Annotated in this window: 12 protein-coding genes; 3 read left to right on the top strand and 9 right to left on the bottom strand. The window is 71.3% G+C overall.

What is annotated here, in order from left to right:
- Window positions 1-6: 6 nt before the first annotated feature.
- The 3 genes from ACWENQ_RS19075 to ACWENQ_RS19065 all read right to left on the bottom strand — a co-directional run bounded on the left by ACWENQ_RS19075 (window position 7) and on the right by ACWENQ_RS19065 (window position 3,714).
- On the bottom strand, window positions 7-1,569 hold the full coding sequence (locus tag ACWENQ_RS19075; protein ID WP_452415386.1) for a sugar ABC transporter ATP-binding protein: 1,563 nt from the start codon (window positions 1,567-1,569) through the stop codon (window positions 7-9).
- Window positions 1,566-2,603, bottom strand: a complete 1,038-nt coding sequence (locus ACWENQ_RS19070; protein ID WP_449922197.1) for a substrate-binding domain-containing protein — start codon at window positions 2,601-2,603, stop codon at window positions 1,566-1,568. Before ACWENQ_RS19070 ends, ACWENQ_RS19075 begins: the two co-directional genes overlap by 4 nt.
- 325 nt (window positions 2,604-2,928) lie before the next feature.
- A complete protein-coding gene (locus ACWENQ_RS19065) occupies window positions 2,929-3,714 on the bottom strand; it encodes an SAM-dependent methyltransferase (protein ID WP_452415384.1) in 786 nt (261 codons plus the stop codon).
- Between the two features lie 47 nt (window positions 3,715-3,761).
- Here ACWENQ_RS19065 and ACWENQ_RS19060 point away from each other — a divergent pair, with 47 nt between their 5' ends.
- Complete coding sequence (locus tag ACWENQ_RS19060) at window positions 3,762-5,051, top strand: MFS transporter (RefSeq protein WP_449922200.1); 1,290 nt, start codon at window positions 3,762-3,764, stop codon at window positions 5,049-5,051.
- On the opposite strand, the gene ACWENQ_RS19055 is transcribed toward ACWENQ_RS19060, so the two are convergent.
- Both ACWENQ_RS19055 and ACWENQ_RS19050 read right to left on the bottom strand, forming a co-directional pair.
- Window positions 5,048-5,908: a hypothetical protein gene (locus ACWENQ_RS19055; RefSeq protein WP_452415382.1), complete on the bottom strand. Its 861-nt coding sequence runs from the start codon at window positions 5,906-5,908 to the stop codon at window positions 5,048-5,050. The genes ACWENQ_RS19060 and ACWENQ_RS19055 overlap by 4 nt on opposite strands.
- Window positions 5,909-6,011: 103 nt before the next feature.
- Window positions 6,012-6,986 (bottom strand): LLM class flavin-dependent oxidoreductase, encoded by a 975-nt coding sequence (locus ACWENQ_RS19050; RefSeq protein WP_452415381.1) that lies wholly within the window; start codon window positions 6,984-6,986, stop codon window positions 6,012-6,014.
- A gap of 186 nt (window positions 6,987-7,172) precedes the next feature.
- Between ACWENQ_RS19050 and ACWENQ_RS19045 the strand changes: the two genes are divergently transcribed.
- Window positions 7,173-7,898 (top strand): GntR family transcriptional regulator, encoded by a 726-nt coding sequence (locus ACWENQ_RS19045; RefSeq protein WP_354918674.1) that lies wholly within the window; start codon window positions 7,173-7,175, stop codon window positions 7,896-7,898.
- Window positions 7,891-8,838 carry a nucleoside hydrolase gene (locus tag ACWENQ_RS19040; protein ID WP_452415380.1) on the top strand — a complete coding sequence of 316 codons (948 nt, stop codon included), beginning with the start codon at window positions 7,891-7,893 and terminating at the stop codon, window positions 8,836-8,838. Before ACWENQ_RS19045 ends, ACWENQ_RS19040 begins: the two co-directional genes overlap by 8 nt.
- A 258-nt stretch (window positions 8,839-9,096) precedes the next feature.
- On the opposite strand, the gene ACWENQ_RS19035 is transcribed toward ACWENQ_RS19040, so the two are convergent.
- From ACWENQ_RS19035 to ACWENQ_RS19020, 4 genes are read right to left on the bottom strand one after another with little or no spacing between them, the layout of a single operon-like run.
- Window positions 9,097-10,131, bottom strand: a complete 1,035-nt coding sequence (locus ACWENQ_RS19035; RefSeq protein WP_449922207.1) for an ABC transporter ATP-binding protein — start codon at window positions 10,129-10,131, stop codon at window positions 9,097-9,099.
- The gene (locus ACWENQ_RS19030) at window positions 10,128-10,958 is read right to left on the bottom strand and encodes an ABC transporter permease (protein ID WP_452415378.1); all 831 of its coding nucleotides are present in this window, start codon (window positions 10,956-10,958) and stop codon (window positions 10,128-10,130) included. Before ACWENQ_RS19030 ends, ACWENQ_RS19035 begins: the two co-directional genes overlap by 4 nt.
- 5 nt (window positions 10,959-10,963) lie before the next feature.
- Window positions 10,964-11,773, bottom strand: a complete 810-nt coding sequence (modA, locus tag ACWENQ_RS19025) for a molybdate ABC transporter substrate-binding protein (protein WP_449922211.1) — start codon at window positions 11,771-11,773, stop codon at window positions 10,964-10,966.
- A gap of 7 nt (window positions 11,774-11,780) precedes the next feature.
- On the bottom strand, window positions 11,781-12,191 hold the full coding sequence (locus tag ACWENQ_RS19020; protein WP_452415375.1) for a TOBE domain-containing protein: 411 nt from the start codon (window positions 12,189-12,191) through the stop codon (window positions 11,781-11,783).
- Between the last annotated feature and the right edge of the window lie 25 nt (window positions 12,192-12,216).

Raw genomic sequence — 12,216 nt, 5'->3', positions numbered from 1 at the left:
TTCGGCTCACTCCTCCTGAGTCGGTGGAGTCACGCCCGGGGCCACCGTGGGCTCTCGGGTCGGCGGCGTCTCGGCGCCTGCGGTACCGCTCGCCAGGTGGAGCACGTCCTCCTCGGTGGCGGATCCGGGAAGCTCACCCGCGACCGCCCCGTCGCGCAGCACGAGGATGCGATCCGCGAGCCCCAGCAGCTCCGGAAGGTACGACGAGACCACGATGATCCCCAACCCTTTCGCGGCCAGGTCGCCGATGATCGTGTACAGCTCACCCTTGGCCCCGACGTCGATGCCCTTCGTGGGCTCGTCGAACATCAGTACTTTCGGCTTGGTGAGCAGCCATCGGGCGAGCAGCACCTTCTGCTGGTTGCCGCCGGACAGCGTCGACACCGGCTGGGCGTAGGAACCGGCCCGCAGCCGCAGGCTGTCGAGCAGCCGGTCGGCCTCCTCGACCTGCTCACGACCGGGCAGGAGACCACGCCGGGAGCCGGTGCGCAGGCTGGCGATGGTGACGTTCTCCCGGATCGACAGCTGCGGCAGCAGCCCCAGCACCTTGCGGTCCTCGGTCAGCAGTCCTACCCCGGTGCTCATCATCGTGCGCGGTCCGGACGGTTTCACGGACTTGCCCTCGACCTCCACCTCACCGGCCACGATGGGGGACGCCCCGAAGATGGACAGCAACAACCCGCTGCGCCCCGACCCCAGCAGCCCTCCGATGCCGAGGATCTCTCCTGATCCGACGTGGAGGTCGATGGCCGGCGAGTTCTCGAACCGGCGCAGTCCCCTGACCCGCAGCGCGGGCGTTCCCGCGTGCCGGTGGGTCTCCGGGTAGAGCGAGCTGATCTCCCTGCCGACCATCGCGGTGATCAGGCGGTCCTCGTCGTAGTTGCTGATCGGCCCTTCCTCGGACAGGCCCCCGTCCCGCAATACGGTCACCCAGTCGCCGATCTCGAACATCTCCTCCAGCCGGTGGGTCACGTAGAGCATCGCGATGTCGCGCTCGCGTAGCCGCCGGATGTGCTCCAGGAGTCGCTCGGACTCGGCCTCGGTCAGCGCTGTGGTCGGCTCGTCGAACACGATCACCTTGACGGAGTCGGCGGTCAGCACCTTGGCGATCTCCACGAGCTGGCGCGTGGCCGCGGGGAGCCGTTCCACGATAGTGGCGGGGCTGATGTCGGTCAGTCCGACCTCGTCGAGCGCCTTCCTGGCATGGGACCGCAACCGGGCCCTGGCGATGATCCCCTTGCGCGCGGGAAGACGTCCCATGAAGAGGTTCTCCTCGACCGACAGGTGCGGGAGCAGGCTGAGCTCCTGGTAGACGGCCTGAATGCCGGCCGTGCGCATGTGCGCGGGGGTCGGCGTGGTGACCGGTTGGCCGTCGATCTCGTAGGTGCCGCTGTCGCGGCGCAGCGCGCCCGTCAGCACCCGGATCAGGGTCGACTTCCCCGCGCCGTTCTCCCCGGCGAGGCAGTTCACCTGGCCGGGAACGAGACGGAGCGAGACGTTGCTGAGCGCCTGCACGGGCCCGAAGGCCTTGGAGACGTCACGTAGCTCGACGACGGGTTCCATCATCATTCCGCCTTCATCGTCGGCGGATTGAGCAACTGCTTCACATCCGGCTCGTTCATGTTCTCCTTGTCGGCCACGACGGCGCCGGGGTCGATGTCACGCGGCGGGATGCGACCGACCGTGGCCATTCCGGCCCCCAGAACGCCCTGGTAGCCGAAGAAGTAGGGGTTCTGCACCACCAGCGCGTCGATGGTGCCGGCGGCCAGCGCGGCGTTCTCCTGCGGGTCGGAGTCGAACGCCACGACGGGGACGGTGTCAGCCACCTTGTTGTCCTGGATCGCCCGCGCCGCGCCGACTCCCGAGGTGTTGTTGTCCGCGAACACGCCCGCCAGGTCGGGGTTGGCGGTGAGCGCGTCGTTGACCTGCGACGCCGCGGTGTTGATGTCGTTGTTGTTGAAGCGCTGCAGTACCACCTTGACCTGCGGGCAGTTGAGCGCGAGGCCCTGCTTGAAGCCGGCGTCCCTGGCGACCAGTGACTGGATGCCGGCCACGGACGATTCGATCATGACGCCGCCGCTCGTCTTGTTCAGCGCCTTGAGCAGGTCGCACATGCGCTTGCCTGCCTGCATCCCGGCCTTGACGTTGTCGGTGCCGATGAAGCCCTCCGAGGCGGTGGTCACGCGGCTGTCCACGGTGATGACCTTGAGCCCCGCCTTGCGCGCCCGGTCGATCGCCGAGTTCAGGGCGCTGGAGGAGTTGGGCGCGATCACGAGCCCGTCAACGCCTCGGGAGATGGCGTTCTCCACCAGTTGCACCTGCTCGTCGATGTTCGTCTCTGACGTGGGGCCGAAGGTGCTCACGTTGAGGCCGAAGTCTCCGCCCGCGTGTTTCGCCCCGGCGATCATGGTCTGCCAGAACGAGGAATCACTCGCCTTGATGACCACGTCGATCTTCTTGCCACTCGCCGCCCCGCCCGCGCCTCCGCCGGTCCCCTGAGCGGCCGAACTCGTCGCCCGGCCTCCCACCACTCCGATCACCAGTGCCACCAGAGCTATGGCCGCGACGAGCGACAGCGAGAAGACGATACGTGAGCGAGCCATGACGGCCTCCTGAAAGCGCTTTCAGGGATCTCGACAGGCGTCTCAGGCGGCTTTCAGGCTCGCTCGTCGGCTTGGGGGACGGACCAGCGCCCAAAGCGGTGAGGTGCGCCCATGGAGAAATTTTCAGTCAACACGTGCTCATTTGGTCGGACGCTTCCAGCAAAGCCCTGGAAGGGTCTCGGGGAAAACTCGTAAAGAGAAAAGAACTCATTACTCGCAACCGTTGCCGGCACCGCGCGCTGGGCGGCGGCCGGCGAGGTCGGGGGGTCTCGGCGGTCCGCCGCCGGGCGAGGCCGGCCCTGCGGTCGCGAGGGCGGGCGCCGGGTCAGGGGCGCTTGGCGGCCACCGCGCACAGGTGGTAGTCGCCCTTGACGGACGACCTGTCGGTGGTCGCGTCGGGACGCCACTCGCGGGTGTTGACGATGCCGGGCTCGAGCAGTTCGAACCCCTCGAGGAAGCTCTCGAACACGTCGCGGCGCCGGGTGGTGAACGGCGAGGAGGCGTTCCGGTAGACGGCGCTGACCTCGCCGGCCTTCTGCGGCATCGTGTCGGGCGCGACGTGTGTCAGCACCAGGTGGCTGCCGGCGGGAAGCAGGTCGCGGTACCGGCGGATGATGCCGCCCGGGTCCTCCGCGTCGGTGATGAAGTGCAGCAGGGAGACCACCAGGAGCGCGACGGGCCGCTCGAGGTCGAGCACCTGCGCCGCTCCGGCCATGACCTTCTCCGGCTCCCGCAGGTCGCCCTCCTGGACCGTGACGCCGGGGGAGTGGCCGAGCAGGGCCCTGGAGTGGGTCAGGACGACGGGATCGTTGTCGACGTAGACGACCTCCGCGCCGTCGATCACCTCGTGGACGTGGCCGGCGGTCGGCAGGCCCGAGCCGATGTCGAGGAACTGGTCGACGCCCGACTGCCTGAGGTGGCGGACCGCCCGCTGCAGGAACGCCCTGCTGTTGCGGGCATCGCCCCTGACCTCGGGGATGAGCGCCAGGACCTTCTCCGCGGCACGCCGGTCCACCTCGAAGTTGTCCTTGCCACCCAGGTAGTAGTCGTACATCCGCGCCACGTTGGGGACAACTGCGCTGATACCCGGAGGAACCCGCTCACTGCTCATGAGGCAAACCTAGACGATCTACGTCTTGTCTTGCGATGATCGTGCGCATGTTAGGTCTGGACGCGACGCCCGGCATCAGCAAGACCAACCTGTGGGCCTGCATGGGGCTCGGGTTCCTGGGCACCGCCGTCATCACCTTCCTGCCGGCCGGCCAGCCGTACATCCTCAACGAGGTCCTGCGGCTGTCCTCCGGCGACCTCGGCAGGATCACCGGCTACCTGCAGATCGCCGCGGAGGTGGCGCTGATCCTCAGCCTGACCTGGTACGGCGCGCTGGCCGACCGGATCGGCAGGCGACCCGTCGCGGTCGCCGGGCTCCTGCTGTGCGCGGCGGGCGCGGCGCTGTACCCGTTCGCCGGCAACACGGCCGTCCTCGTCGCGCTGCGCGTCCTGTTCGCCCTCGGCATCGCCGCCCTGCACGTCACGATGTCCGCGATCACGGCCGACTACGTGCGCGACCACGCGCGCGGCAAGGCGTACGGCTGGCTCGGGCTCTTCAGCGGCATCGGCGCGATGATCGCCGTGCTGGTGCTGGTCAGGCTGCCCAGCATGCTGGAGGAGGGCGGCATGGAGCCCACCGCCGCCGCCAGGACCGGCTTCCTGGTCGTCTCCGCGCTCGTCCTGCTCGGCGCCCTGGCGCTGCGCCACACGCTCTCGCCGGCCCTGGGCGCGGCCGAGACGCCCAGGGTGCCGCTGACGCGGCTGATCGCCGAGGGCGTCAGACTGGCCCGCGACCCCGGAGTGGCGCTGTCCTACGCCGCCTCCTTCGTGGCGCGGGCCGATCTGGCCCTCGTGGCGAGCTTCCTGTCGCTGTGGATCGCCGACCACGCCACGTCCGTACGAGGCATGTCGGCCACCGAGGCCCTGGCCAGGAGCGGCGCCGTCGTCGGCATCGCCTACACGGTGATCGTGGTGGGCGCGCCGCTGTTCGGCTGGCTCGGCGACCGGATGCGGCGGCAGCACGTCGTCATCCTCGCCCAGGCCGTCGCCGCCGCCGCCTACCTGTCGACCCTGCTGGTCAGCGACCCGCTCGGGCCGGGGATGATGCTGGTGGCCGCCTTCATCGGCCTCGGCGAGATCGGCGTCATCACCACGGCCGGGCCGCTGCTCGCCCAGCAGGTGCCGGCCCGCTACCGCGGCTCCTCCTTCGGCGTGCAGGTCCTCTGCGGCGCGATCGGGATCTTCGTCATCTCCGGGGTCGGTGGCTGGCTGTACGACCTGTGGCGGCCGGCCGCCCCCTTCGCGTTGTCCGGGGCGTGCGGGCTGCTCGTCGTGGCCTTCGGCCTCGCCGTACGGCGGCGCGTCGTGCCACACCCCGAAGCGGTGGCCGCCGCCTAGATTCTCCCGTTGCGGCGCAGGACATCGATGGCGTGGACGGTGGTGGCCCCACGCCACTCCAGCGCGCCCGCGGGGGAGACGGTCGCGTAGTCGACGGTCCAGCCGCCGTCCTCCTGCTGGAGCGCGGCCAGCCGGTCCAGGTCCGCCGCCACCGCCTCCTTCGCGAACAGCCGCCGCGACGGCAGTTCCGGGTAGGGCGAGAAGTCGAGCGGCCGCAGCTTCTCCTCCTCCGTGCCGCCCTCGACCCGCAGCTCGCCGTCCGGCGGGATGAACGCGGCCAGCTTGTCGAGCAGGTCGGCGTGCTCGGGCCGGGTGTCGAGGAAGCGGACGGCGAACGCCAGCACGTAGGCGTGCGGCTGCTCCTTCAGGGCCGCGATCGCCTCCAGGCAGTAGGCGGTGGCGCGGGCCAGCCACGGGTGCCCGCCCACCGCGCCGTCACGGGCGGCCGCCCGCCAGGCGGCCGCCGCCGTCACCGCGGTGATCTGCAACGACGACGTCGTGGTGTCCGCGTCCCGCCACCACGGCGCGGTGGCGGCGGGGACGGTCAATGGCAGCGCGAACGGCAACCCCCCGTCGGGCCGCGTCACCGTCTCCAGCCAGTCGCACAGCTGGGCGGCCCGCGGGCTCGGCGCCTCCTCGAACACCTCGAAGGCGTGCAGTGCCGCCCCCGGCTGGCTCTCCGGCGAGCGCAGGTCCGGCTCCAGGCCCCAGCCGTAGCCGCCGTCGGCGTTGCGGTATCCCTCCAGCGCGGCCAGCGTCGCCTCGGGCGTGCCCGTACCGGCCAGCAGCTCGAAGCGGCGGCGGTCCAGCAGCCGCGCGTGACCGGCCATGAACGCTCTCACCTTGTCGATATCCATGCCCCCATCCTTCCCGGCCGCCGGCCTGCGGTCTTGTACGGATCGGCCATGCCCCCACGTCACCTCTCCGAACGGGCGTCCGGGCATGCACGGCACCGTCCGGTCAGCGGGTCGGGCCGAGGACGTCCGCGGCGATCCGGTGGAGCTGGTCGGTGAGGCGGTCGGGCGGGAACAGCCACAGGCCGAGCGAGTCGGCGCCGGCGTCGAGCAACCCCTGGAGCCGCTCCCGTACGTGCTCGGGGTCGCCGGCGGCGGCGAACTCGTCGATCCAGGCGTCCTCGACGGCCAGCGGCTGCCCGTCGGCCAGGGCGGCGACCCGCTGCCGGATCTCGGCGCCGTAGCGCGACCGGCCGACCAGCGCGGTGTGCGCTTCGGCCTTCAGGAAGAAGCCGACGGCCTCCCGTACCGCCTCCCGCGCCTTCCGGGCGTCATCGGAGACCGAGGCGAGGACGAACGCCGTGACCGGGGGAGCCGGCCGGCCCGCCACGGCCGCCTGTTCCCTGGCCCAGGCGACGTACGAAGGGCCGGCGAGAACCGACAGCAGGACTCCGTCGGCCCTGGCGCCCGCGGCCCGCAGCGCGCGCTGGTTGACCGCCCCGATCCACAGCTCGGGGGGCTGCCGGGGCGGGAACTCCAGCCGGATGCCGTTCAGCTCGTGGGTAGCGGTCCGGCGGTCGACCCGCTCGCCGTCCAGCAGCTCCCGCACCACGTCGAAGGTCTCGACGACGGCGGTCAGCGGACGCTCGGGCAGCAACCCCATCTGCCGTAGCCAGTGGGTGTTGCCCAGGCCGACGGCGGCCCGGACGCGTCCGGGGTACATGCGAGCCAGTCCGGCCAGTTCCATCGCCAGGATCGCCGGATGCCTGGTCACCACGCTGGCCAGACCCAGACCGACGGGCACCGCCTGGGTGGCGGCGAGCAGCTGGGTGAGGCCGGACAGGCCGCCGGTGAAGAAGCAGTCCTCGGAAAACCACAGCTGCGCGAAGCCGAGCCGCTCGGCCAGCGCCGCCCCCTCGGTGAGCTCTTCGGGCGGCGTCAGGCTGCCGAAGACGACTCCGATCATGCTGGTGTCCACCATGGTCTCCTTCCGACGACTAACCGGACATTGTGTCCACTACGCCTAAGTGGATGCGGTGTCCACTTATTCCTGGAAGGGAGATCGAGGCCCTGTACCAGGACTTGTATGAGAAGTGTTGACACTTCTCTGTTCAATCCGCACCATGGTGGCCACCGGCGTGATCGTGGCCACGAAGGGAGATCGAATGTGACACGGCGACATCGGACGCTGGCCGTGCAGGTGCGCGACCGGCTCCGGACACTGGTCGTCGAGGAGGGGTTGCGCCCCGGCGACAGGCTGCCCTCCGAGAACGACCTCATCGCGCGCTTCAGCGTGAGCCGGACGAGCCTCCGCGAGGCCCTCAAGCTCCTCGAGCAGGAAGGACTCATCCAGGCCCGCCACGGCGACGGGCGCTACCTGACCTCCCAGCCCAGCCTCGATCGCCCGCTGACCCGCCTGGAAGGCGTCACCGAGATGCTCGCCAGCCGCGGCTACCAGGGGGACAACGCGGTCCTGGACGTCTCGGTCCTGGAGCCCGACAGCCACCAGCGGGAGACCCTGCGGTTGCCGGCCGGGCAGGCGATCGTACGGCTGGAGCGGCTGCGCCGGCACGAGCACGACGTCCTGCTGTATTCGATCGACTTCTTCGCCCGGTCGCTGATCTCGCGCCCGCTGGACGAGGTCGACTGGACCGGCTCGCTGTTCCAGACCCTCACCGAGCACGGCCACACCGTCGCGTACGCGGTGACGCATGTCCGTGCCGTCACCCTGACGGCCGAACAGGCGGCACGGGTCGGCATCGAGGAGTCAGGCGGGGCCTGGCTGGCGCTGCTGCAGACCCACCACGACAGCGGCGGGCAGCCGTTGCTCTACTCCGAGGACTACCACCGGGGCACCGACTTCTCCTTCCACCTGGTGAGGCGCCGTGACTGACCTGACGACCCGCCGTCCGGTGCTCTTCGACCACGACGGCGCCCTCGACGACCTGCTGTCGCTCCTTCTCCTCACCCAGTACGACACGGTCGACCTGCGCGGGATCGCCGTCACGCCGGCTGACTGCCTGCCCGTGCCGGCCATGTCGGCCACCCGCAAGATCCTCGAGCTGGCCGGGCTGCCGCAGGTGCCGACGGCCCTCGGCGAACTGACGGGGCGCAACCCCTTCCCGCTCGCCTGGCGCATCGACGCCCTCCGCGCCGACGCGTTGCCCGTGCTCAACCGGAGCGCGCCGCCGACGTCGCGGGACGGGGCGCTTCCCGCCCACGAACGTCTGGCCGCGTGGCTGCTGGAGGCCGACGCGCCCGTCACCATCCTCGCCACCGGCCCGCTGACCAACCTCGCCTGGTGCCTCGACCACCACCCGGAGGTCGCGGCCACGATCGAGGAGGTGGTCTTCATGGGCGGAGCCCTCGACGTTCCCGGCAACGTCGACGAGCCGGGGCACGACGGCTCGGCGGAGTGGAACGTCTACTGGGACCCCGAAGCCGCCAAGCGCGTCTTCGACTCGACGCTGCCCATCACGCTCTTCCCCTTGGACGTGACCGACCAGGTGCCGGTGACCACCGCCTTCACCCACGCCTTCGGCCGCCACTACGGCAAGCCGCTCAGCGATCTGGCCGGGTCGCTGCTCGCGTTGACGTTCGGCGTGCTGGAGACCACCGGCCTGCCGTACTGCTGCTGGGACAGCCTCACCACGTCATACCTGGCCGAACCCGGCATCTGCGGCTTCGAGACGGTCCACTGCGACGTCGTCACCGAGGGGGCCGGCCAGGGGCGCACCGTGCGCGACCCCGGCGGGCGGCCGGTCAAGGCCGCCGTCACCGTGGACCCCGACCGGTTCTACCGGCACTGCCTGGACGTCCTCACCCGGCGGTGAAGGAGCCGGGCTTCAGCCTGACGCCCGGGCCGGCTGCGAGGGTTCCGCCGCCCGACCGCGTCGACGGCGGCCTGCCGTCCGGAGCGTGACGATCGCCCGCTCCGGATGGCGTCGCGACGGCCGACGCTCGCTCACGGTCTCGCCCATGGCCGCCACCGTGGATCGCGCCCGATGAAGGCCGGCAGCCTGTCCTGCGAAGACGCGTCCTTCCCGATCTCCACCTCGGGGCCGAACACCTCGACGCCGGGCCCGAACGGTTCATGCCGGGTAGGCGTGGGTCTCCGTGGCCTTGACCGACGCCCAGATGCTCTGCCCTGGTGTCAGGTCGAGTTCGGCCACGGCGGCCGGGGTGATGTCGGCGAACGCGCTGATCGGCCCGTTGAGGTGGACGCGGACGCTGTCGCCGTGCCGTTCGATGCCCTCGATGCGCGCCTGCCACAGGTTGCGGGGGCTGCCGTCGGGACGCGAGCGGTAGAGGGCGACCGCGGCGGGCGGGAAGGCCACGAACGCGGGCCCGTCGAGCTGCTCGGTGGTGCTGACCACCAGCTCGCCGACCTTGACCTGGTGCCCGCCGGCCAGGCCGCGGTAGAAGTTGAGCCCGACCAGGCGGGCGACGTAGTCGGTCCGCGGCCTGCGGGCCACCTCGGCGGGCGTGCCCTCCTGGACGACCGCGCCGTCCTCGATGACCACGAGCCGGTCGGCCAGCACCATCGCGTCCAGCGGGTCGTGGGTCACCAGGACGGTGGCGCCGTCGAAGCCGGCCAGGTGATGACGCAGCTGGGAGCGGATCTCCAGCTTGGTGTGCGCGTCCAGCGCCGCGAGCGGCTCGTCGAGCAGCAGCAGCCGGGGCCGTACGGCCAGCGCCCTGGCCAGGGCGACGCGCTGGGCCTGGCCGCCGGACAGCCGGCGGGGCCTGGCCGCGGCGTGCGCGGCCAGGCCGACGCGCTCCAGCCAGTCGCGTGCCGTACGGCGCGACTCGGTTTTGGCCGCGCCGCGGCAGCGCAGCCCGAAGGCGACGTTGTCCAGCGCGGACAGGTGCGGGAAGAGCAGGTAGTCCTGGAAGACCATGCCGATCGGGCGCTGCTCGACGGCCATGTCGTGCAGCGGCTGATCGTCGAGGGTGATGTGCCCGCCGGCCGACAGCCCGGTGAGGCCGGCCAGGGCGCGCAGCGCGGTGGTCTTGCCGGCGCCGTTGGGCCCGAGCAGGGCGACGACCTCGCCGGCGGCGACCTCCAGCGAGACGTCGAGGCCGAAGGCCGGTCTGGTGACGACCAGGCGGGCGCGCAGGGTCATGGGCTGCTCACCCACCGGTCGCGCAGGCTCGCCAGGATGACCACCGAGACGGCGAGCAGGACGAGGCTGAGCACGATGGCCGCCTCCGGCTCGCTCTCCAGCGCCAGGTAGACCGCCAGCGGCATCGTCCTGGTGGTGCCGGGGAAGTTGCCGGCGAAGGTGATGGTGGCGCCGAACTCGCCGAGGGCCCTGGCCCAGCACAGCACCGCGCCGGCCACGACGCCCGGCATGATCAGCGGCAGCGTGACGCGGCGGAAGGTGGTCCAGCGGGAGGCGCCGAGCGTGGCCGCGGCCTCCTCGAAGCGCTGGTCGGTGGCGCGCAGCGCGCCCTCGACGCTGATGACCAGGAACGGCATGGCCACGAACGCCTCGGCGACCACCACGCCCGCCGTGGTGAAAGGCAGCGTGATGCCGAACGTGGCGTCGAGCCACTGCCCGATCAGGCCGCGCCGGCCGAGCACCAGCAGCAGCGCGACGCCGCCGACCACGGGCGGCAGCACCAGCGGCACGGTGACCAGGGCGCGCACCAGCCGCCGGCCGGGGAAGGACACCCTGGCCAGCAGCCAGGCCAGCGGCACGCCGAACACCAGGCAGACGGCCGTGGCGACCGTCGAGGTGACCATCGACAACCGCAACGCCTCCAGCACCTGCGGCTCGGCCAGCCGGTCCAGCAGCGTCGCCCACGGCGCCCGGACCAGCAGGCCGGCCAGCGGCAGCACCAGGAAGGCGAGACCGAGGAGGGCGGGCACCACCAGCAGCCAGGGCAGGCGGCCGGTGGTGCCTCGTCGCTCGGCGCCCTGGGCGGGTGCCGTGGGTGTGGCGGTCATCGGGGTCAGGGCGCCTCGAATCCGGCCTTGGTGAGCACGCCCTTGCCCTCAGCCGACAGCACCAGGTCGACGAACTGCTTGGCCGGGCCGGGCGCGGGCGCCTTGGACAGCGCCGCGATCGGATAGTCGTTGATCGCCTTGTCGGCCTCGGGGAAGGGGATGCCGCGCACCTTGCCGCCGGAGGCGATCACGTCGGTCTTGTAGACGAGGGCGGCGTCGACCTCGCCGAGCTCGACCTTGGTGAGCGTGGCCTTCACGTCCTGCTCGAGCGTCACCGGGGTGACCTTCAGCCCGGCCGCGTCCAGCGCCTTGACGGCCGCGGCGCCGCACGGCACCTGCTCGGCGCACAGCGCGACCTTGACCTTGGCGTCGGTCAGGTCCTTCAGGTCGTCGACCTTGGCAGGATTGTCGGCCGGGACGGCGATCTCCAGCTTGTTGCGCACGAACGTGGCAGGCGCGCCCGCCAGCCCCGCGTCGGTGACGGTCTTCATCGTGGCGGGGCTGGCGGCGGCGAACACGTCGGCGGGCGCTCCAGCGGTGATCTGCTGGGCCAGCGTGGCGCTGGAGCCGAAGTTGAACTTCACCGTCGTGCCCGGATGGGCGGCCTCGAAGGTCTTGCCGAGTTCGGTGAACGTGCCGGTCAGCGACGCGGCGGCGAACACCGTCACCGTCGCGGCCTCGCCGCCCGCCGCGGAGGCGGTGGCGGCCGGGGCGGCCGGAGCGGCCGCTTCGGTCGACCCGCAGCCGGACAGGCCCGCCAGGGCGACGACGAGGGGAAGGGCGAGGGCCCATCGGGATTGACGCCTGAGCACCAAGGACTCCTTACTGACTCACAGTGCGAGTGTGGTCGGGGATCTCCACGACGACGTTCGTGGACTTGATCACGGCGACCGCCACCACGCCCACCCGCAGGTCGAGCTCGTCGGCGGACTGGCGGCTCATCAGCGACACCACCCGGAAGGGACCCGCGGCGATCTCCACCTGGGCCATCACCGCGTCCTTGATGACCTCGGTCACGATGCCGCGGAAGCGGTTGCGCGCCGAGGAGTGGCCCGTGCCGTCCTCCGCCTCGATCTGGGTGCGGGCGAAGGCCGCCAGGTCGGCGCCGTTCACCTGGCGGTGGCCGTTCTCGTCGCGCTCGGCGGCCAGCCGGCCCGCGTCGACCCACCGGCGTACGGTGTCGGCGCTGACTCCGAGCAGGGCGGCCGCCTCGCTGATCCGGAACGTCGTCACAAGTAATCACCATACCTTCGCACAT

This window comes from Nonomuraea sp. NPDC004354 (assembly GCF_053602555.1).
This window is presented reverse-complemented; position numbering and strand designations above follow the sequence as displayed.